Origin of the sequence: Sulfurimonas hongkongensis, from assembly GCF_000445475.1 — a bacterium.
In the GTDB taxonomy this organism is placed as follows: domain Bacteria; phylum Campylobacterota; class Campylobacteria; order Campylobacterales; family Sulfurimonadaceae; genus Sulfurimonas; species Sulfurimonas hongkongensis.
This window is the reverse complement of record NZ_AUPZ01000004.1, coordinates 201682-222592: the sequence shown is the minus strand read 5'-3', so window position 1 is coordinate 222592 and position 20911 is coordinate 201682. Positions and strand designations below refer to the sequence as shown.

The 20911-nt window shown below is 35.3% G+C and carries 20 protein-coding genes; 7 read left to right on the top strand and 13 right to left on the bottom strand.

Annotated elements, in window-relative coordinates:
• Window positions 1-27 precede the first annotated feature (27 nt).
• The 7 genes from rsmD to M947_RS15865 form a co-directional block, all read right to left on the bottom strand.
• Window positions 28-633, bottom strand: a complete 606-nt coding sequence (rsmD, locus tag M947_RS15895; protein ID WP_021287053.1) for a 16S rRNA (guanine(966)-N(2))-methyltransferase RsmD — start codon at window positions 631-633, stop codon at window positions 28-30.
• Window positions 623-994 (bottom strand): hypothetical protein, encoded by a 372-nt coding sequence (locus M947_RS15890; RefSeq protein WP_021287052.1) that lies wholly within the window; start codon window positions 992-994, stop codon window positions 623-625. Before M947_RS15890 ends, rsmD begins: the two co-directional genes overlap by 11 nt.
• 135 nt (window positions 995-1129) lie before the next feature.
• On the bottom strand, window positions 1130-1756 hold the full coding sequence (locus M947_RS15885; RefSeq protein WP_021287051.1) for an alpha/beta fold hydrolase: 627 nt from the start codon (window positions 1754-1756) through the stop codon (window positions 1130-1132).
• A gap of 178 nt (window positions 1757-1934) precedes the next feature.
• Window positions 1935-3389, bottom strand: a complete 1455-nt coding sequence (locus tag M947_RS15880) for an FAD-dependent oxidoreductase (protein WP_162139346.1) — start codon at window positions 3387-3389, stop codon at window positions 1935-1937.
• Between the two features lie 227 nt (window positions 3390-3616).
• Window positions 3617-4306, bottom strand: a complete 690-nt coding sequence (locus M947_RS15875) for an exonuclease domain-containing protein (protein ID WP_021287049.1) — start codon at window positions 4304-4306, stop codon at window positions 3617-3619.
• On the bottom strand, window positions 4300-4839 hold the full coding sequence (locus tag M947_RS15870) for a hypothetical protein (RefSeq protein WP_021287048.1): 540 nt from the start codon (window positions 4837-4839) through the stop codon (window positions 4300-4302). The genes M947_RS15875 and M947_RS15870 overlap by 7 nt, the downstream gene beginning before the upstream one ends.
• On the bottom strand, window positions 4832-5260 hold the full coding sequence (locus M947_RS15865; RefSeq protein WP_021287047.1) for a hypothetical protein: 429 nt from the start codon (window positions 5258-5260) through the stop codon (window positions 4832-4834). The genes M947_RS15870 and M947_RS15865 overlap by 8 nt, the downstream gene beginning before the upstream one ends.
• 110 nt (window positions 5261-5370) lie before the next feature.
• On the opposite strand from M947_RS15865, the gene M947_RS15860 reads away from it, so the two are divergent.
• Together M947_RS15860 and murA are read left to right on the top strand one after the other, a co-directional pair.
• On the top strand, window positions 5371-7755 hold the full coding sequence (locus tag M947_RS15860) for an EAL domain-containing protein (RefSeq protein WP_021287046.1): 2385 nt from the start codon (window positions 5371-5373) through the stop codon (window positions 7753-7755).
• A 43-nt stretch (window positions 7756-7798) separates the two neighbouring features.
• Window positions 7799-9061 (top strand): UDP-N-acetylglucosamine 1-carboxyvinyltransferase, encoded by a 1263-nt coding sequence (gene murA / locus M947_RS15855; protein ID WP_021287045.1) that lies wholly within the window; start codon window positions 7799-7801, stop codon window positions 9059-9061.
• A 3-nt stretch (window positions 9062-9064) separates the two neighbouring features.
• Here murA and M947_RS15850 read toward each other — a convergent pair whose 3' ends face one another.
• The 3 genes from M947_RS15850 to purH form a co-directional block, all read right to left on the bottom strand.
• The gene (locus M947_RS15850) at window positions 9065-9439 is read right to left on the bottom strand and encodes a heat shock protein transcriptional repressor HspR (protein ID WP_021287044.1); all 375 of its coding nucleotides are present in this window, start codon (window positions 9437-9439) and stop codon (window positions 9065-9067) included.
• A 150-nt stretch (window positions 9440-9589) separates the two neighbouring features.
• Entirely contained in the window at window positions 9590-10468 is an 879-nt protein-coding gene (locus M947_RS15845) for a DnaJ family protein (RefSeq protein ID WP_021287043.1), read from the bottom strand.
• 373 nt (window positions 10469-10841) lie between these two features.
• On the bottom strand, window positions 10842-12380 hold the full coding sequence (gene purH, locus M947_RS15840) for a bifunctional phosphoribosylaminoimidazolecarboxamide formyltransferase/IMP cyclohydrolase (protein ID WP_021287042.1): 1539 nt from the start codon (window positions 12378-12380) through the stop codon (window positions 10842-10844).
• A 167-nt stretch (window positions 12381-12547) separates the two neighbouring features.
• Here purH and M947_RS15835 point away from each other — a divergent pair, with 167 nt between their 5' ends.
• Both M947_RS15835 and M947_RS15830 read left to right on the top strand, forming a co-directional pair.
• A complete protein-coding gene (locus tag M947_RS15835; protein WP_021287041.1) occupies window positions 12548-13507 on the top strand; it encodes a 6-phosphofructokinase in 960 nt (319 codons plus the stop codon).
• Window positions 13508-13819 carry a YqfO family protein gene (locus M947_RS15830; protein WP_021287040.1) on the top strand — a complete coding sequence of 104 codons (312 nt, stop codon included), beginning with the start codon at window positions 13508-13510 and terminating at the stop codon, window positions 13817-13819.
• Between the two features lie 96 nt (window positions 13820-13915).
• Here the strand turns inward: M947_RS15830 and purL are convergent, their stop codons facing one another.
• From purL to M947_RS15815, 3 genes are all read right to left on the bottom strand, one after another.
• Window positions 13916-16132 (bottom strand): phosphoribosylformylglycinamidine synthase subunit PurL, encoded by a 2217-nt coding sequence (purL, locus tag M947_RS15825; RefSeq protein WP_021287039.1) that lies wholly within the window; start codon window positions 16130-16132, stop codon window positions 13916-13918.
• Between the two features lie 62 nt (window positions 16133-16194).
• Window positions 16195-16722, bottom strand: coding sequence for a transcription elongation factor GreA (greA, locus tag M947_RS15820; protein WP_040765900.1), 528 nt, complete (start codon window positions 16720-16722; stop codon window positions 16195-16197).
• Window positions 16723-16753: 31 nt separating this feature from the next.
• Window positions 16754-17080 carry a hypothetical protein gene (locus tag M947_RS15815; protein WP_021287037.1) on the bottom strand — a complete coding sequence of 109 codons (327 nt, stop codon included), beginning with the start codon at window positions 17078-17080 and terminating at the stop codon, window positions 16754-16756.
• 99 nt (window positions 17081-17179) lie between these two features.
• Here M947_RS15815 and M947_RS15810 point away from each other — a divergent pair, with 99 nt between their 5' ends.
• Genes M947_RS15810 through holA form a run of 3 tightly spaced genes read left to right on the top strand, consistent with a single transcriptional unit; the run spans window position 17180 to window position 20883 of the window.
• A complete protein-coding gene (locus tag M947_RS15810; protein ID WP_021287036.1) occupies window positions 17180-17980 on the top strand; it encodes an HDOD domain-containing protein in 801 nt (266 codons plus the stop codon).
• A 7-nt stretch (window positions 17981-17987) separates the two neighbouring features.
• On the top strand, window positions 17988-19934 hold the full coding sequence (locus M947_RS15805; protein WP_021287035.1) for an RNB domain-containing ribonuclease: 1947 nt from the start codon (window positions 17988-17990) through the stop codon (window positions 19932-19934).
• Entirely contained in the window at window positions 19921-20883 is a 963-nt protein-coding gene (holA, locus tag M947_RS15800; RefSeq protein ID WP_021287034.1) for a DNA polymerase III subunit delta, read from the top strand. Before M947_RS15805 ends, holA begins: the two co-directional genes overlap by 14 nt.
• Window positions 20884-20911: the final 28 nt, after the last annotated feature.

Here is a 20911-nt window from a genome sequence, read left to right as displayed (position 1 = left end):
ATGTTTGAGCAATATTTATTCCACTTCTTAGCTCAACCCTTCTTCTAGATATGTAAGTGTGGTATTTCCAAATTTTTTAGTTTTTTTAATTTTATATGGGCCCATATTTTGTGGTATCTCTAAGACACTTATATGCTCTATGATAATGGATTCTACTACTTCTGCTGGTATTGAGGCTAACATTTTTACCATATTGTCATAGATATCTTCCATCCCTTCTCTAATATTAAAAGGAGGATCTACATAAAAGTAAGCTTTTTGAGAGGTTTTCAAAAGTTTTGATACTACATTTTTCATATTAGCAAAGCTATCTCCACTAAAGATTTCACATGCAGCTGGGTCAGTCAAAGATATGTTTTGTTTTAAAACTTTTATCGCATCTCTATCTTTTTCCATAAAGATAATCTCTTTTGCTCCACGGCTTAAAGCTTCAAGCCCTATGGAACCACTTCCTGAGAAGACTTCCACAAAAGTTGCATCTATGATATCAAACTGAATAGTGTTAAAAAAGGACTCTAAGACTATGGCTTTTGAGGCGCGAGTAGTTGTCTTTGATGGAAGTTTTAAGACTCTGTTTTTAAACTTACCTGAGATTATTTTTTTTGTTAGTGGTTTTGTATTTTTATCTTTCATAAAATGCTCTAACTGCCTTTAAAACATTGTCTTGATACTCTTTTGTCAAGCTCTCTATGCGTCTTTGCAAGATACTAAAATCCATCTCATTTTCATCTAAAATATCTAAGTTATGAACATCTACCTTTGGACTTATCTTTTTATATTTTTTTTGCAAAGCCATAATGAGACTTGATTTTGAAAATGGCTTTATAAGATCTCCATCACTATCTTTTGAGATATAAAATCCTCTATCATCGCCCAAAACTTTATAGTCACGAACAACAATATGAGAGTTTTTTATAGAGCTTAAGTGCGAAGATAAAAAGATTTCTAATGATTTTTGCAATAAGGGAGATTTACATTCAACCGCAACTTTCATGCTTTTCCTTATAAAAAGTAGATACTGTTTTTTCATAAGAAGTATAACACACGACACTTAACTTTTTATAGTTTTAATCTATTTTAACCTCATATTAAATGCTAATATTATAAGTCATTGATTTACTATTTTTATTCATTTTAATTTAAAGGTACCAAATTGTAAAAAGTTTACAATATATTTCAGTGTTATTTCTTTATGGTGAATTTCATCGTGACCAAAGGGTAGTATAATAAACTCATCTGCATCATCTGACATTGCAGACTCTACAGATACCCTGCCATCGCTATTTTCTGGCATAAAAATACGTCCCAATATATCTTTATTGCTACTCCCTGCTATAAGTCCTAGTTTGAATGATTTGTTCAAAAATGGTGTGTAGGAGATGTCACTTGATAGTTCTTTTATAGGCCTAAAAACAGATAAAAACCAAGGTATTTTGCTCTTTGCGATATCTGCTAGCTTAGTTCCTTTGTGTGGAGTGGATATAAATACACATGACCCTACCCTTACCTTTGGATGTGTTTGGATATATCTTCTTGTGATAAGACCACCCATGCTATGTGCTACAAAATTCATCTTGAGCTCTTTGTCTTGAAATACTTTAAGCTGTAGAGCCATAGAGTCTACCATATCCTCAAATGTACCAAAAGTGCTAGGCAAATTGACTACAAATGTTTCAAATCCTAAAGAGTCCAAACCATAGTGAAGATAAGACATATCTGTTTTGTCTCTGTAGAAGCCATGAACCAAGACAGTCATTTTATAAATGCTAACTTAGTTATCAATTTTTTCCAATCATACGCAATCTCTTCTCTATACATTGATTGCACTACATGCATAAAAATCATCCTTTGCTGGTTTTAAGCATGGTCATTATATCAAGTTTTGTAAATTTTAATAGCTAGGTGCTTTAACCTTATTTGCTCAAATACTTTTTTTAAAATGAAGCAAAAGTATCCCCTGTTATTGCTTCGAACCAGCCAACCAATCCTTCACCACCAGATTCATCATAATATTTTCCATCTTCATTTACTTCTAAAGAATCACGAACCCACATATCATTGTTTTTGTCAAATCCAAACTCTTTCATTATATTTATACCAAGTTTAAGCGGTTTTGTAGAGACCATAGAGGAACATCCAACTACAAAAGAATTAAGCTCAGTTTGCTTATTTTTTATAACTCTATTTGCAATCATTGCACCAACCTCTTTTCCCAGAGAGTATGCAGATTGTGCCGCAGGAGGGATACTTACATTTTTACTATTTGCAAGAACGGCACTATCTCCTACAACATAGATACGAGAATCGCTAAGGCTTGTAAGTCTTCTTGGATCTATGAGTGCCCCACCCCAACTATTTGTTTTTATATCTGCCATCTCTACTACACTACTCGCTTTTTGAATTGGAATAAGATTTAAGATATCATATTTTCGTCTTAATACAATGTAGTTCAAATCATCATCAATATCTCTATAGAGTATCTCTTTGGTGTCAAAATCTACATCAATCAAGTCAAAACCACCTACATATTCGATTACTCCCTTGTATAAATCATCAAATACTTGAGCAAAAGCGGCTGGTTTAGCCTGAGGCGAGAGAGAACTATCTAGCACAACTACTTTAGCCTTACCAACAAGATTGTTTCGTTTAATCCAATCGCCTATCATACACGCTCTCTCATAAGATGCGGGTGCACATCTAACCACTGATTTGTGAGAGAGACTTTTCTCTAGAGAGCTAAAGATTTTTGTTCTTTGAGGGATGATAACTATCTCTCCCTTAGCGCCTTGCTCTTTAAACTCCTCTAACTGCTCTAATAAAATAGAGTGTTCCACACCAGCATCACTAATTAGCCCACCTGGAGCTTCAATTTTTGCTCGGGCAATTTTAGCATCACTCCAATTAGGAAACTCTACTCTGTAGTCATATTCAATCCCTGGTGCTAAAACGAGATAATCATAAGATATAGTCTCTTTATTTGTAAATACTTTTTGTTTCTCTCCATCAATATCATTCACTTCTGCATGAAGAACTTCATAACCATAAGCAAGTTGCGCCTTACGGTAGGTAAAGAGGAAGTTTTCTTTTTTAAAGTCCGGATTACCGCTTAAGAGTGTATTGCTCATAGGACAGGCAAAGTAGTATGGGTTTTTTTCTATAACCAACACTTCTATCTCATTATTTGGATCATTTTGTTTGATTGCAGAAGCAGTGTTTAATCCTCCAAAACCACCACCTACAACCACAACACGAAATCCTTTTCTTTTTGCACGTTCAGGTAAACCTGTTGTTCGCTTATCTATCTGTGGTACTTGTACATTTTTACATCCACTCATCGCTAAAGCACTTGCACTAAGTCCCCAAAGTGCTAAAAATTTTCTTCTATCCATCATGAAAAGCTCCATTTATAAGTATCATATATAATAAATATTAGTTTTATAAATGTAAGTCTATAGCTATGCTAATAAAAAAATGCTTAATATTTTTTTTAATATATTATATTAATTATAATTTCATCAAAACTAAAAGAGCTTAAGTATACACATAAAAGAGAGAAAAAAAGTTTTATACTTTTAAGATTATTTGGAAGCTTTGTTCAAAGATAAATAGTTTTATCTCACCCACCAAGATAGTAAGAGATGCTATAGCGTAAGTCTTCATCTAGATCCACGATATTTGCTAGCATCCACTCCAAGTATCCTCTATCACATATGCTTATCTCTTCTATATATCTTCCATTATATTTTCCAAACTCAAACTTCTCAAGCAGAACTTTCTCACTTGTGAGTCTTACAAGTTCACTCTCATTTGCCAACTCTAAAAGCAATTTATAAAGATTCTTAGCAATTAGGGCATCACTGAGTGCATGATGGGCTACTAGTGGCTCTTTTTCTTCTTTATATAGTTTTAATTCGTATCTTAAAAATTGTAAAGAAAAAAACTCACACTCTTTTATGAGATGTCTTGTAGCTCGAAGGGTATCTATAACTTTGCCATAAAACTCAAATCCCGCGACTCTAAGCATTTTAAGATCAAAGTTAATGTTATGTCCAACTATAGTTGTATTTATATCATTGTGATTTTGTAAAAACCTATAAGCTTGTGTATCTTGAAGCTTTGGTCTGTTTTTTATCATCTCGTTTGTTATATGGTTGATGCTAGATGCTAAAGGTGGGATTTTTTTGCCCTCATTTACAAGTTCGTAGATACTCTTTACTTCTCTGTTTTCTTCATATACAACTGCTATAGAGCATATCTTGTCAGCTACTTCTAATCCTGTTGTTTCTGTGTCTAAAAAGATTAACATCTGCTAACCTTCACTCGTTTGCATCTAGCCGACATAAAGATAAAAGAGATATAGCCACTCGCTAAGATAAAGAGATATAACCAGTAGATGTTAAACCACTCAAAAACGCCGCTATATGTGCTAAAGAGATATGTAAAAACTAAAGAGATTATCATAAAAGAGCCTACAAGCCATATCATTAGCATAAACCATTTTCTCCAAACTCTAAGTAAATCTCCATAGCCTATAGCTTTAAGTTCCTCTTTTGCATCGCAACTAAGAAGTGTTAGTTTGTAACCATAAATGCAAGTATTAAAGAGATACTTCATCCCTCTAAAGAGTGCTAAGAGAAGAGTCGCATTTAAAAACAGAGCAAACCAAAATATAAATACCTCTAAAAGTGCTTGTATTATATATCTATCTAAGGCACTCATTCCTTGCGACACATATATATAAAACGTAACTACAAATGAAAAAAGAGCTGCAAAGGCAACGCTACAAAGAGTGAGTCTCACCGCCCATCTAAGCCATAGAAAAAAATAAAATCTAGCCATCTACTTCAAATTCTCTTATCATGTCATAGTAATTTTCTAAGGTCATAAAACTCTTCTCAAACCTATATCTTACGATAAACTCTACCACCATGTCTTTTATTTGCACATTGACATTTTGTGCTTTTCCAAAGTAAGCTAAAGAGACATTTGTACTCTTTTTAGTAGCATTTTTATCGTAGCTAATTGCAAGGATTTGAAGGTATTTTCCCTCTTTTATCTCGCCTAAACTCTCAGCTAAAAGCGAAGCTCCTGATAGATTTATGGCTTTAAATTCAAAAAGATCTTTAAACTCTTTTACTTTTTTGTTTATCTCTAAAACTTTATATAATTTTTGCAAAATTTTTAAGTTCTCTTTTCTAGCTGTCTCATAAGATGATATTTTATTTGTTAAACTCTTTAGTCTATCTAGTGGCGAACTCATCTTTTGCTCTCTCTTTTTTTACATTTTAAAAACATTAGCAGTATAACAAAAAAGCTATCCTTTATAAATAAAATAGTAAAATCATCGGATTTTACTTGATTGGTTTGTATATGAATATATCTTTTACTTCTTTAACATTTAAAACTCTTGGACTACTTTTTGTGTCATCAAGCGTTTTTATACTCTTTATTCTTTTTATAGCCAAAGACTCTTTTTCGGAGGGCTATATATACCTTGTTAAAGAAGAAGTAGCCTCTATAGAGAGAAAACTTCATGACGAGATCTCAACTAACCTACAAAACAGATCTTTTGACAAACTAGAAGTCATAGTTAAACCTTATCTCAAACACAAAAAAATCCTACTTATTAAGATAGACTCAACCCTTATTGATAAGCCTATTTTAGTTTATAAAAAAGAAAAATCCATTCAAAAACTACAAGATGATACTCACTTTGCATCTACTAAAGATATCTACAAGCAAGGTACTTTAAACAAACTAGCTACTGTTACACTCATCTACTCAAATGACTCTTATCAGATATATATGCAAAATTTCTATAGATACTTCATCGGTGGTGTTTTTGTCTTTGGGCTTGCTAGTGTTTTTCTTGGGTTTTTACTATACAACTCTTTAAAAAAGCTCAGACTTCTCGCTTCATCGCTTGAGAAGTTTAACCCCTATGATGCAGATGCTAACATTGTTAGCATAGACACAAATGATGAGATAGGGACTATAAGCAAATCTGCTGGCATAATGGTAAAGAAGCTAAAGTCTTATATACAAAGTACTAAAGAATTAAATGAAACCATCAAGCAAAAAGAAGCCCACTTAAAAGAGGCTCAAAGGATAGCTAAAGTTGGAAGCTGGGAATACAATGTTGTAGAGAAAGAGCTAACTCTAAGTGATGAAGTTTACCGCATCTTAGGAGTGAAATTTGGAACTGTTATAACTTGGGACAGTTTTTTAGCTTATATCTCAAAAAAAGACTCTAAAAGAATTTTAGATATTTTAGAAGAAGCCATAAAAAATGGTTCAAAGTTTAACATAAGATATGCACTTACACTTCAAAACCAAAATGAAATTTTTGTTCAAACAAAAGGCAAAGTTAGAAAAAAACAAGGTGGGCATATAAGAATAACCGCAGTAACTATGGATATAACCAACGATATAAAAAACAAGCAAACTATAGAACGACTTGCTTACTATGACTCTCTAACAGGGCTTGCAAATAGAACACTTCTTCAAGATAGAATGCAAAAAGCTTTGCAATTTGCAAAAAGACAAAAAACAAGTTTAGCAATTATGTTTTTAGACCTTGACCACTTCAAGCTTATAAACGACACTCTAGGCCATAGCGTTGGAGATGAACTCTTAATACACATTGCAAAAATATTGCAAATTCATCTAAGAGAGTCCGATACTCTCTCAAGGTTAGGAGGAGATGAGTTTATCATACTTTTGCCATCAGTAAACTCACACGAAGATGCTCGCATCATAGCCCAAAAAGTTCAAAATACTCTTCAAGGCAAACACGACATTGGCAAACATCAACTCTACATAACCTCAAGTATAGGAATGGCTCTGTATCCACAACATGGAATGAGTGCTGATGAGCTTATAAGAAATGCAGATACTGCCATGTATGAGGCTAAAAATAGTGGTAGAAACAGTTATTCTATCTACTCTAAAACTATGGGAAATTTTGTAGATAAACAACTCAATTTGGAGCAAGACTTAACCCAAGCAGTTAAAAACAAAGAGCAAATAGAAGTATATTATCAAGTAAAAGTCAATGCTAAAGATGAGTTTATTTCAGGAGCAGAAGCTCTAGCGAGGTGGATTCATCCAACTAAGGGAGTTATTATGCCTGATGATTTTATTCATATTGCAGAGAGCACAGGCTTGATGGTTGAACTTGGTAATATCGTTATAGAAAAATCCATCTCAAAACTACAAGAACTAAATATATTGGGACTAAGCGGACTTAAAATTGCCATCAACCTCTCTGCTAGACAGTTCCAAGATCCAAGTTTAATCTCTTTTGTAGCGACTATGATTGAGCGTTATGAAGTAGATCCTGCTCAGGTTGAGTTTGAGATAACAGAGACACTCTCTATGGTAAATATCAACAATACTCTTAGGATTTTAAACGAGCTTAAACAAACTGGAGTCTCCATAGCCATAGATGATTTTGGTACTGGACACTCATCTCTATCCTATCTCAAAAAGTTTCCTATAAATAGCCTCAAAATTGATAGAACTTTTGTCTTTGACATTATAGATGATGCAGATGATAAAGCTATAGTTCATGCTATAATCTCAATGGCACACTCTTTGGGTTTTACCACTGTAGCTGAGGGTGTTGAAACTAAAGAGCATGTAGACTTATTAAAAGAGATGGGTTGTGATGAACTCCAAGGTTATTACTTCTCAAAACCTATTGCAGAAAAAGAGTTAATAAGTTTTATGCAAAACTTTGCACCAACTAAGTAACTAATTTAGATATAATTTCATCAATAAAATATAAAAGATATAAATGGACTATTTACAAATAAAAAGAGTTGAATCTCTAAGTGGAAACATCAAAATTTCAGGTGCTAAAAACGCTTCTCTTCCCCTAATAGCGATGACAATTGTTGCAAAAAATAGTGTACATATAAAAAACTTGCCACATGTTGCAGATATAAACACACTCTTAAAACTACTATCAAATCTTGGTGCAACTTGTGAATTTTGTGACGATAGAGTTATAGTCGATACCTCAAGTCTGACTCAAACTAAAGCAACTTACGACATAGTAAGAACTATGAGAGCCTCTATCCTTGTTTTAGGTCCGATTCTAGCTAGGTTTGGACATTGTGAAGTATCACTTCCAGGTGGTTGTGCCATCGGTCAAAGACCAGTTGACTTGCACTTAAAAGCACTAGAGCAGATGGGTGCAAAGATAAATATAGAAGCTGGTTATATCCAAGCGACTGCACCCAATGGACTTAGAGGTTGCGAGATTATCTTTGATAAGATAACAGTAACAGGAACTGCAAACATTGTTATGGCAGCAGCTCTTGCATCTGGAGAGACAACTATTATAAATGCTGCTAGAGAACCTGAGGTTGTCCAACTTTGTGAGATTTTAAATGCAAGTGGTGCCAAAATAGAGGGCATCGGAACTGCTGTTTTAAAGATTCATGGTACTAATGGAGAGTTAGTTGATATAAAAGAATTTTCAGTTATTCCAGATCGCATAGAAGCTGGAACTTATCTTTGTGCTGGAGCTATCACTCGTTCTGAATTAACTCTTACACATGTAAATGCTCACCACCTAGGCTCAGTATTATCAAAACTAGAAGATATGGGTTCAACTTTTAGTATCACTGAGGATACCATCACAATTCATCCATCTAAAGTCATCAAATCCATAAAGATAGTCACACAAGAGTATCCCGCATTTCCAACAGATATGCAAGCACAGTTTTTGGCCCTAGCAACACAAGCAAAAGGAACATCCATTATAGAAGAAAAACTATTTGAAAATAGATTTATGCATGTGAGCGAACTTCAAAGAATGGGAGCAAATATCTCTTTAAATGGTAATGTGGCAACTATAAATGGCGGTACAAAACTAAGTGGAACTGATGTTATGGCAACTGATTTGAGAGCTTCAAGCGCACTTGTTTTGGCTGGACTTGTTGCAGATGGCATAACAAACGTACATAGAATCTATCACTTAGACCGTGGTTATGATGCACTAGAGAAAAAGTTAGAAGCCGTTGGGGCAAATGTAAAGAGATTAAAAGAGTAAAAACTACTCAAATATAATCATCTCATAAATACTTTTTTTAGTTACTAGTGCCTTATCTGGGGATACTGAGTGAGAGTTTTGTGCACGAGAGACTTTATGTCTTAAGTCCAATATCTCTGACTCCATCTCATCCACATTCTCTTTAAGCCTTAGTATAATATCCACGCCTGCTAAGTTTACGCCAAGCTCTCGAGTTAGTCTAAGTATGAGCTTTATCTTATCTATATCTCTTTGAGAATATAGTCTGATACGACCATTTGAGCGAGAAGGCGATATAAGATTTTCTCTCTCATACTGTCTTAGAGTTTGCGGATGTATATCTAAAATCTTAGCAACAATACTTATTAGATAAACTGGTTCATCGTACTGATGTATCATGATGTCTCCTTTTATTTAATTTGATCACTAAAACGAACTTGTCCGTTTCAGTGGCAGGGACAAGTTTGTCCCTTGCAACCCCCTGAAGCTACGAAAAACTTCTTTTTCGAGAGTTGTACTTGATTGCTAAAACGAACTTGTCCGTTTTGTTTATTCTTTTGGAAGTTTTTCTTTCATGGCTTTTACCAAATCTTTATCTATATCTTCAACCTTGGGTAGAACTATGTTTGCCTCTAAGTAGAGATCGCCACGAATTTTAGTTTTTCTGTTCATTGCACCCATCTCTTTTACACGAAACCTCTGACCATTTTTAGTGTTACTTGGAACTTTAAGCTTTATCTCTTTTTCTAAAGTTTTTATAGAGATTTTATCCCCAAAAAGTGCAGCGTAAAGAGGAACATCAAAGCTCTTTATCAAGTCATCATCTTCTCTTATATAGTCTGGATTTGCGGCTACACTTATTTTTAAAAATAGGTCTCCAGCTCTTCCACCTTGAGCGTGTCCTTTACCTTTAACACGCATCTTCTCACCACTCTTAACACCAGCTGGAATCTTGATATCAAATCTCTCTCCATTTACTGAAACAGAGTGTGAACCGCCAAGTATAGAGACACTAAAAGGAATAGTTACATTTGCTTCTATATCGAGGTTTGGCTGCTGCTGTTGTTGTCTAAAGCCACCGCTCTCAAAAGGGTTAGAGCTACTAAAGCCTCCAAAACCACCCCCTCCTGCAAACATCTGACGAAGTATCTCATCCAAATCAGCACCACCACCTGCTTGAGAACGAGAAAAGTCATGAAAATTTTGACCGCCAAACATATTGTCGCCATGCATATCATACTGTTGTTTTTTCTCTTTGTCACTTAATATTTCATAAGCGGCATTTATCTCTTTAAACTTATCTTCAGCACCCTTATCTTTGTTTACATCAGGATGATATTGACGTGCAAGCTTTCTATACGCTTTTTTAATCTCACTCTCACTAGCATTTTCTGATACTTCAAGAGTCTTATATAACGATTTAGCCATTTGTTTTTTCCTATGTTTTGTATTATAATTGTTAGATTAACTAAGTGATATTATATCACAAGAGTTGAGTGGATGTCAATCAAGGTCTATCAACCACGGAACCGCGAACTTATTTGGGGCTAGTGTGTCTTTTAAGCCTAAAAGTTCTGAACAAGTTCGGGGTTTTATTATTTATAAAATCTTGAGAGCTAGAAACTCTTTTTGTCACTTTGGATTTTAGCTTTTTTGACCAAGTGGAGTCGTTAAGAAAATGCAACTGTATGAGCAAAGCGAGTTTTGCATTTTTAGACTTAGCGACTGAAAAAAAGCGTTAAGAAATCCAACTCGTGACAAAAGTTATTGCTTACTTTTTTAAAAAAGTAAGAGAGAAACCTTAATGTAAAAAATGTCTTACTTCTGAAAAATAAAGACTCATCCCAAACTCATTAGCAGCCTCGATAATCTCATCATCACGGATACTTCCACCTGGCTCTATTACGCTTTTAACTCCAGCCGCTGCCGCTGCATCAATAGAGTCACGAAATGGAAAAAATGCCTCAGATGCAAGAGCTGCACCAGTTACATCTAGTCCCATCTCTTTGGCTTTTTTAAGTGCACACTGACTTGCATCTACACGACTTGTCATACCCATTCCAACTGCTACCATTGCAGAGTTTTTAACATAAACTACACAGTTTGATTTTGTAAGAGATGCTACTTTATATGCTATCTCCATATCTTTTAGCTCGTCTAAACTTGCTGCCTTTTTACTAACAAGCTTTGCATCTCTTACTTCATTGTCATCAACTTTGTCTGCATCTTGATATACAAAGCCACCATCAACATGCTTGAAGTCTTTCTTATCATCTGCTAAAATTAACTTATCACTCCCTTGCTCAAAAAGTTTGATACGTTTTTTAGATGCAAAGACCTCTTGAGCCTCCTCTGTAATACGACCAGCTATGATAACTTCTAAGAAAATCTCATTCATCTTTAGTGCTAGCTCACGTGTTACAACACCATTAACTGCCACAACTCCACCAAAAGCAGAAACAGGATCACACTTTAGTGCCTCTTCATAAGCTTCAAGTAGCGTGTCTTTTATAGCAAATCCACAAGGATTTCCATGCTTTGTAATACAAACTGCATTTTCATCTCCAAAAGCAGATGCTATCTTTATAGCTCCACTTAAATCATTTAAGTTGTTAAAACTAGCCTCTCCTTTTAGAGTTTTAAAATTATCACTATAGTGTTTGTCAAACTCATATAATGCACCTTTTTGGTGAGGATTTTCGCCATAACGAGTATCCATAACTTTGCTTCCAACTATAAACTGTTTTTTTCCAAAACCGCCATTAAATCGTTCATTCATATAATTTGCTATCATTGAATCATAAGCGGCAGTGTGCTCGTAGGCTTTTATCATGTAAGAGCGGCGAAACTCTTTTGTATTTTTCTCATTTTCTATTGCCTCTATAACCTCATCATAGTCAGCTACATCTGTTACTATTATGACACTATCAAAGTTTTTTGCAGCACTTCTTACCATTGCAGGTCCGCCAATGTCAATGTTTTCTATGATATCATCAAAGTCATCAGTTTTCTCGATAGTCTCTTTAAATGGATAGAGATTTACACAAACTAAGTCTATAGACTCTACGCCTAACTCTTTTGCTTGGCTGATATGCGAATCTTTATCACGGCGATATAAAATTCCACCATGAACGAATGGATTTAAAGTTTTTACACGTCCTTCAAAACATTCAGGGAACTTTGTAACCTCATCTATTTCAATAGCTTTTACACCATTTTCAAGAAGTATCTTGTAAGTTCCTCCTGTTGAGATTATCTCATAACCATTTTTTACTAAAGATGTACAAAACTCTACAACGCCACTCTTATCACTAACACTTACTAATGCTCTTTTTGCCAAAAAACTATCCTTTTATTTTCTAGTAATACACTTATCGCAATTTTAGCTAAAAGATTATTATGAAACTATAAGCTTAATATTCTAACTCTTGGTTCAACTCTCTTAAAGAATAGTTTAAATACTCTTTCATAACACTGATGATGAAAAATATTTATAGAGGTTCTTATATGAAAAATATTGCAATTCTTTGCTCTGGTGGTGATGTATCTGGAATGAATCCCGCACTAAAACACTTTGTAGAGTACTCCATCCAAAAAGGTTTAACCCCATACTTTGTATACAATGGATATGAAGGATTAATAGATGATGATATGAAAGAAGCAAGCTACTCTGATGTCTCTGGCATCATAAACCGTGGTGGCACAAAGATAGGAAGTGCAAGAAGCCAGAGATTTCGTGAGAAAAAATATAGAGATATCGCAAAACAAAACCTAGATGCTAGAGGCATTGACATGCTTGTAGCTATGGGCGGTGATGGTTCATTTAAGGCTCTTGATATTTTTTATAAAGAGAGTGGTGTGAGATTTTGTGGGATTCCTGCGACTATTGACAATGATATAAACGGAACCGACTACTCTTTAGGAGTTGACACTGCCCTTAACATTATAAAAGTCTCCATAGATGCCATAAGGGACACTGCTTCATCATTTAGAAGAGCCTTTGTTATAGAGACTATGGGAAGAGATTGTGGCTATTTAGCGCTTATCTCACATCTAACATCTGGATCTGAGTTGTGTCTTATACCAGAGGTTGATTATGATTTAAAAAAGTATGAACAAGAGTTTAAAAAGCAGATTAAAAATGGTAGAAGATACTTTATAGCAATAGTTTCAGAAGGCATAAAACAAGACTCATCTGAGATATCCGAATGGTTTGAATCAGTTATAGGAATGGAGTCAAGAGTAAGCATCTTAGGTCATATTCAAAGAGGTGGTAATCCTAGTACTTATGATAGACTTATGGCTTACAAGCTTGTAAACAAAGCCATAGATGGACTACTTGATGGAAATCAAATGAGTGTGATTTGCTATACAAAAAGTGGATTTGAGTTTAAGACTATAGAGGAAGTTACTTCAAAGAAAAAAGAGCTAGATCCTGAGCTTTTAAGCTATTTAGAGAGATTTTAGATGTATAAGCTAAACTTTTTTGTTCCTTTAGAAGACAAAGAGAGTGTTAAAGAGGCACTATTTAGCATAGGTGTTGGAAGATATGAAAAGTATGAATCTTGTAGCTTTGAGACCTTAGGAGCTGGACAATTCAAACCCATAAAAGACGCAAATCCATATATCGGTAAAGTAAACAAATTAGAAAAGGTTCAAGAGTATAAGGTTGAGATGATTTGCAGTGATGAGCTTATAAAAGAGGCTATAAAAGTTTTAAAAGAGAGTCATCCGTATGAGGAAGTGGCTTATGAGGTTTTTAAGATGGAGGAGTTTTAAATAGAGATAAAAGATGAGAATCGGACAAACGTCCGATTCGAAGCCGTTGTAAGAGTTTTTGGTATTTTTTGCTAACAAAAAATATGAATAGAAATCTTATAAATCTCTCTCAATAACTCTCTTAAAAGTATTAAAGTAGTTGTCTTGCAACTCTTCTAGACTCATTAAAACATCATTTATTCTAACACTATCTCCGCCAACGACTCCGATTTTCTCGCAAGCTAGTGACTCATCAAGCATAGCTTCAAAAGCTTCGCAATTTTCAGGCTTAACTTCGATAATAGCTCTACTCATAGACTCAGCGAAGATATCTCTTACATCACCTACACTCATCTCTACATCACATCCTAAGCCTGATGTAGCTGCCATTTTTGCAAGTGCGATAGCAACACCACCACTACTTGCATCTTTAGCACACTCTAGTAGATGCTTTTTATTTCCTTCTATGACTAGATCCCAAAGTGCCAACTCTCTTTTATAATCAATCTCTGGCATCTCACCAGCAACTTTGTTAAAAAGTTCTTTCATATAGAGTGAACCACCAAATTCGCTTTTTGACTCTCCAACTAAGTACAGAGCGTTGCCCTTGCCCCTAAAACTAGACATCAAGACATTGTTTTGATCATCATTTACACCAACTGTTGCAATTGATGGAGTGGGAAAAACAGATACTCCATTTGTCTCATTATAGAGTGAAACATTTCCACCAATAACAGGAGTACTAAGTGCAAGACACGCCTCTTTTATACCTAAACATGCTTGTGCAAACTGCCACATAACCTCTGGATTTTCTGGATTACCAAAATTTAGACAATCAGTGATAGCCAAAGGTCTAGCTCCACTCATTGCAACATTTCGCCCTGCTTCTATAGTTGCAGCTGCGGCTCCCGCTTTTGGGTCTATATAGCAGTAACGAACATTACAATCAGCACTCATAGCAAGAGCCTTGCCATTCTCTTTTACTCGGATAACTGAGGCATCAAGCATACCGCCATTTTTGATAGTGTTAGTTTGTACCATAGAGTCATACTGAGTATATATCCATGATTTATCTACAACTTCCATAGACTTAGTAAGCTTCTCAAAGGCTTCTTGATTTGAAACTGTCTCAAAGTCATCTATTGTAACGCTCTTTAGTGCGTCTAGATAAGTTGGGCGACTCATAGGACGATTTAACTCTGGTGCTTCTTCGCTTACAGGATCAACTGGAACCTCAGCTACTTTATCTTTGTGCCAAAAAAGTTCCATATTGCCAGTATCAGTTACTTCACCGATAACCGCTGCATCTAAGTCCCACTTTTCAAATATATCTATAATAGCCTGCTCACTACCTTTTTTTGCACAAAGAAGCATACGCTCTTGAGACTCACTAAGCATAAAATCATAAGGAGTCATCCCCTCTTCACGCGCTGGAACACGGTCAAGGTGCATTATCATACCAGCACCGCTCCGCCCTGCCATCTCAAAAGATGAAGAAGTAAGTCCAGCAGCTCCCATATCTTGGATACCCACAACGTGGTCAGTTTTAAAGAGTTCCATACAAGCTTCTAGTAGAAGCTTTTCAGTAAAAGGATCTCCCACTTGAACAGTTGGACGAAGAGATTTTGACTCTTCTGTAAAGCTGTCACTACTCATAACAGCTCCACCTAGTCCATCTCTTCCAGTTTTTGCACCTACATAGATTACAGGATTGCCAACACCATCAGCACGACCGTAAAAAATCTCATCAGTTTTTGCAATACCTAAGTTAAAAGCGTTTACTAAGATATTGCCATTATAACACTCATCAAAGCTAACTTCTCCACCAATAGTAGGCACTCCCATACAGTTTCCATAACCACCGATGCCAGCTGTTACACCACGAACTAAGTATCTTTGATGAGCCGAAGTCTTATCATCATTTAAGATGTTGCCAAACCTTAATGCATTTAGAGATGCAACAGGGCGAGCCCCCATAGTAAAGATATCTCTCATAATTCCACCAACACCAGTAGCAGCACCCTGATATGGCTCTATAAAGCTTGGATGATTGTGTGATTCCATCTTAAATACAGCAGCATATCCGCCACCTATATCAATAACTCCAGCATTTTCACCCGGACCTTGAATAACCCACGGAGCTTCTGTAGGAAATCCTTTTAAGTGTACTTTTGAAGATTTGTAAGAGCAGTGTTCACTCCACATAGCGGAAAAGATTCCAAGCTCAACTAAATTTGGCTCTCTTTTTAAAATCTCTTTTATATGTGTATAATCATCTTGAGAAAGTTTATGATTTATAAGCTGTGTCTCTATATCTGGTAGTTGTTGGATCACTTTAGATTCCTAAAAATTGATTTTTAATGGGGGATTATATCCAATTTGTTCTAATAAGAGTTTTAATGAAAGGTGAAGTCTGTTTTTGTTCGAATATTTTTCTTTAAAGAGAAGATGTTTTTATACTCGATTTCTAAAATTTCATACTCTTTTTTACCTTTTGGAAGATTGATTTTAAAGTCATCATCTATCTCTTTTCCTATCAAAGCTTTTGCTATTGGAGAGTGGATAGATATCAGCCCATTTTCTGGTTCGCTCTCTAAAACTCCACAGAGTGTATATCTCTCTTCTTCGCCACTCTCTATATTTAATATTGTTACTGTGCTTCCAAAACTTACTTTATCATGGCTATAAGAAGATGGGTCTATTATTTGCGATTTTTCAATCATGGAGTTTAAATAAAAAAGTCTTTTATCTATAAAACGAAGTTTCTCTTTTGCAGCGTGATAGTCAGCATTTTCACTTCTATCACCCTGTGCGGCTGCTACTAGCTTTTCTTCAGCTGTTTTAGGTTTTTCTACTTCTAGTAAAAACTTAAACTCTTCTACTAAAAGGTCATAACCCTCCATTGTCATCGGTTCTTTAAGCATATTTTAAAGAGCCTACTTTCTTCACTACCACTTAGCCCTCATAACCTAGAATATAGTAGGTTTCTTTATTATTAAGCTTATTTATCTTAACTTTAAACTTATCGCTAAAGTGCTTGATTTTTTCGTGTGCTTCAAGTGCTGACTCTGAGCTTGGAGCTTCAACTTTTATCTTAAAATAGTCATTTGAATTTGATAGTGCTACATAAGAACCATCAACTTTTAAGTGATCATGGAGATCCATAATGTGCTTCTGAATTTTGTCATATCCAATAGTGTTATTTTCAATCTTCTCAAGTTGGCTCAAAAGAGCATTGTTTGGTGCATAACCTAGTTGAGTAAGCATAGCATCTCTTTGCATATCAGTCCTTTTTGATGTAATACAAAAATAGTATCACTATATTGTAAATATTAAGTTATAATTGTACCAATAACTTAATTTCAATCAAAGAGAGCACTTATGACTGATGAGATACTAAAAAAAATCAAACAATTACCCCCACTCCCAGAGTCTGCACTACAGATAGAAGCTGTCTATCAAGATCCAGATAGTAGCTTTAACGATATGGTAAAAATCCTAGAAAAAGACCCTCTTCTTACCGCTGACATCTTAAAAGCTGCAAATTCGCCACTCTATGGTTTCTCAAGAGAGATAAATGCCATTTCTCAGGCTGTAGGGCTTTTTGGAATGGGAACAGTTAGAGGTTTTGCCCTTGCAAGCATAGTTAAAAAAAGTTTTGCACTTGATCTGTCTCCATATAATATCAGCAACGATATGTTTTCAGCACTCTCAAAAAAGCAACATGGGTTAACCACTGCCTGGTGCTTAAGAAAAGAGAACAAGCTTCTTGGAGTTCTCTCTCCAGCTGCTTTTCTTGTAGAAATTGGTAAGGTGCTAATATCTCAACAAATCATAGCAGATGGAACCATTGAGGCATTTAGAGAGGCTTTAGATGAACTTAAAAATGTTGAAGCTGCTGAGAGAAAAATCGCAGGAGTTGATACGCCAGAGGTAAGTTCTACTATATTTAAGCACTGGAGATTTGAAGAAGGACTTGTAAATACTATAGCATTTTGTCAAGATCCAGATAAAGCAGAAGATCAAGACAAAAGACCTGCACAAATCTTACATGTTGTTAGAACAACCGTCCCAGTAGATGGGATGGTAACAGATGCAAGTGTAGAAGCCGCAAAAAAGTTGATAGGAAGGTATGGACTTGATATGCCAAGCTATGAACAAGCTTTAGAAAACATTAGATAAGCCCGCTTTGAAATCTTTACTAATCAAACTCACCTTAGGGTTAAATGAACAAGACATAAGCCCAGATGAGCTCCCCCATATAAATAGTTTTTTAACTAAAGGCTACATCACTAAAAAAAATAACCTCTACAAGTTTAACTCAAAATACCGAGCTGGAACTCTAGGTCTTGTTCAAAAATCGACTGCTTATTTAAATGTTATAGGTGAAAATGTACGTGACCTTTTTATTGGCGAAGCCGACCTAGCGGATGCTAAAGAGGGAGATCTCATCATCGCTCAAAGACTCTTAGGGGCCAGAGGCACTCCTAGTGCAAAAGTAGCCGAGATTGTAGGTCGTGCTGATAGCTATAGCGTAGCTTACATAGTTTTAAAACATAAGAAAAAATCTTTAGTTAACCTAAAAAATGACTATCCTGTGGGTGTTGAACTCTCTCAAGAAGAGTTAGATAAATATGAGATTGATGATGTTTTTAAAGTGAGTAATCAAGAAAATATCCTTATGGAGAGACTTGGAAATCTACAAGATCCAAAAATAGATGAAAAAATAGTTTTAGCACAGTATAACAAGCATGATGAGTTTGATGAAGAAGTTTTAAAAATAGCAGGTTCATTTGAAGAAGTTGATGCCTCTCACTACCCAAATAGAGTTGATTTACGAAGCTTATCTTTTTGTACCATAGACCCTGTAACTGCAAAAGATTTTGATGATGCCATCTACTGGGATGATAAAAATTCAACTCTTTATGTAGCCATAGCTGATGTTAGTGAGTATGTAAAACCCTTTGGAGCTATTGACAACGAAGCCATATACAGAAGTTTTAGCATCTACCTTCCACATCGCTCCATCCCTATGCTTCCACGAGAGTTAAGTGAGACTCTATGTTCTCTTCAACCAAACAAAGATAGGCTCTCATATGTATTTGAGATGAAGCTAGATTTAGACTCGCTTGAAGTTAAGCACTCTAAGGTTTATGAAGCCATCATACACTCTAAAAGAAGATTTGATTATGAAGAGATAGATGCACTTTTTGAGGGCAAAGTAGCTGCAAAAGATGGTGCTGAAAAAGAGATATTTGACTGGCTAAAAAAACTTCGACTTATAACAGATGCTTTAAAGAAAAAGAGACTAAAAGTTGGTTATGACTTTCACTCTAATGAGCTTGAGTTAGAGCTTGATGATGAGTCAAACATAGTCTCAACCTCTTATGCCGAGGAGACTCCATCACATGCCCTCATAGAAGACTGTATGCTTCTAGCTAACAAAGAGGCTGCTGCAAAATACTCTCGTGGTATCTTTAGAATTCACGAAGAGCCAAGCCAAACAAAACTCCAAATCTTATACCAAGAACTAGCTGGTATCGGTATGTCAATAGACATCAAAAACTCCATCAAAGAGACCATCACAGACATACAAAAACAAGCCAAAGAGATGGATCTTGTTTCAGAAGTAGATACGCTTATCATCCGCTCTCAGATGCAAGCGAAGTACGCACCGCTAAACTCAGGGCACTTTGGGCTTGGATTTGAGGCTTATACACACTTTACCTCGCCCATCAGACGCTACTCAGACCTTATAGTTCATAGACTCCTAAAAGCCATCAACAATAACGATACACAAGAAGGCTCTTATGTGTTAAGAAACATAGAAGTACTCACAATGACCATCAGTGAAAAAGAGAGAGAAGCTAGTAGTATCGAAGCTGAGTTTGCTCAAAGAAAGTTTGCAAGATGGGCAAATGAAAATATTGAGAAAAACTTTAAAGCTAGAATCACAGCAACAAAGCCAGAGTACAGAGCTGAAATCATAGATGAGATTAGTGGGGCTAGACTTTTGATAACTGCTGCAAATAACGCAGTCTTATTTCAAGATGTTGTGGTTTGTATAGATAAAGCAGATATTGCAAAGGCTAAAATTTATGCCCATGTTGTAGAGAGTAGCGATGTACAGAGCTGAGTTTGATAAGCATCTTCAAAACAACTCTATATCAAACAGTTTTATTCTCTTTGGGGAGAGCCATTTTCTTATAGAGAACTATGCAAAAAAACTCACAAATATACCCGACGCTTCAACTTTGTCCCTTTATCATGATGAGTATGATGCAAAGCTTGCAAGGGCACATCTATCGCAAGCTTCACTCTTTAGTGATGTAAATGTTTTATTTATCAAAAGTGAGAAAAAAGTCCCAAAAAAAGAGCTAGATGAGTTAGTAGAGCTTTGTGAAAAAAACAAAGACAATATCTTTGTTTATGCTTACTTTGGGAGTGACCATAAAACTTATAGCAACGCTTATAAAAACAAAAGTACAATGTGTGTAAGATTTTTCAATCCAAATCACAATGAAGCACTGCAAATACTACTACAAATCGCAAAAGAAAAAGATGTAAATATAGACAAGTACTCCATAGCTCATCTACTAAATATCCACAACTCAGATATAGCTTTAGCTACAAATGAGATGGATAAGTTTAGTGTTTATGACAAAGAGATAACTACTAAAGATATAGACAAGCTTGTTTGGGGACTTGGCGAGATAAGTTTGGATGATTTTATCAAAAAAATCCTCTTAAAAAAAGAGTTCAAAGAGGACCTACAAAATATCTTAGAGCATGGTGAAGATGAGATAAGAGTCCTAACTACTATCTGCTCATATATAACGCAACTCTATATGTTTAACATATATATTAGAGTAAATGGTAGAGCAAATGCTCTTGAAATACTTGGGTATCCAGCTCCTGGTTTTGTAGTCGATGAAAAAGCAGCACTAAGTTTAAAAATAAAACCAAATACTTACTATAAACTACATAGTTTACTACTTGATAGTGAGTTAAAGATGAAGAGCTCTCATATAGATAAGAGTGCTATTTTACTCTCAACACTAATAAGGGTCCAGAAGTTATTGTAAAATAAAGGGTTACTATTTTTAGATTGGA

Excerpts from the sequence above, each read along its gene's own strand:
- rsmD (WP_021287053.1), bottom strand. The coding sequence starts at position 633 with ATGAAAGATAAAAATACAAAACCACTAACAAAAAAAATAATCTCAGGT.
- M947_RS15890 (WP_021287052.1), bottom strand. The coding sequence starts at position 994 with ATGAAAGTTGCGGTTGAATGTAAATCTCCCTTATTGCAAAAATCATTA.
- M947_RS15885 (WP_021287051.1), bottom strand. The coding sequence starts at position 1,756 with ATGACTGTCTTGGTTCATGGCTTCTACAGAGACAAAACAGATATGTCT.
- M947_RS15880 (WP_162139346.1), bottom strand. The coding sequence starts at position 3,389 with ATGGATAGAAGAAAATTTTTAGCACTTTGGGGACTTAGTGCAAGTGCT.
- M947_RS15875 (WP_021287049.1), bottom strand. The coding sequence starts at position 4,306 with ATGTTAATCTTTTTAGACACAGAAACAACAGGATTAGAAGTAGCTGAC.
- M947_RS15870 (WP_021287048.1), bottom strand. The coding sequence starts at position 4,839 with ATGGCTAGATTTTATTTTTTTCTATGGCTTAGATGGGCGGTGAGACTC.
- M947_RS15865 (WP_021287047.1), bottom strand. The coding sequence starts at position 5,260 with ATGAGTTCGCCACTAGATAGACTAAAGAGTTTAACAAATAAAATATCA.
- M947_RS15860 (WP_021287046.1), top strand. The coding sequence starts at position 5,371 with ATGAATATATCTTTTACTTCTTTAACATTTAAAACTCTTGGACTACTT.
- murA (WP_021287045.1), top strand. The coding sequence starts at position 7,799 with ATGGACTATTTACAAATAAAAAGAGTTGAATCTCTAAGTGGAAACATC.
- M947_RS15850 (WP_021287044.1), bottom strand. The coding sequence starts at position 9,439 with ATGATACATCAGTACGATGAACCAGTTTATCTAATAAGTATTGTTGCT.
- M947_RS15845 (WP_021287043.1), bottom strand. The coding sequence starts at position 10,468 with ATGGCTAAATCGTTATATAAGACTCTTGAAGTATCAGAAAATGCTAGT.
- M947_RS15835 (WP_021287041.1), top strand. The coding sequence starts at position 12,548 with ATGAAAAATATTGCAATTCTTTGCTCTGGTGGTGATGTATCTGGAATG.
- M947_RS15830 (WP_021287040.1), top strand. The coding sequence starts at position 13,508 with ATGTATAAGCTAAACTTTTTTGTTCCTTTAGAAGACAAAGAGAGTGTT.
- greA (WP_040765900.1), bottom strand. The coding sequence starts at position 16,722 with ATGCTTAAAGAACCGATGACAATGGAGGGTTATGACCTTTTAGTAGAA.
- M947_RS15815 (WP_021287037.1), bottom strand. The coding sequence starts at position 17,080 with ATGCAAAGAGATGCTATGCTTACTCAACTAGGTTATGCACCAAACAAT.
- M947_RS15810 (WP_021287036.1), top strand. The coding sequence starts at position 17,180 with ATGACTGATGAGATACTAAAAAAAATCAAACAATTACCCCCACTCCCA.
- holA (WP_021287034.1), top strand. The coding sequence starts at position 19,921 with ATGTACAGAGCTGAGTTTGATAAGCATCTTCAAAACAACTCTATATCA.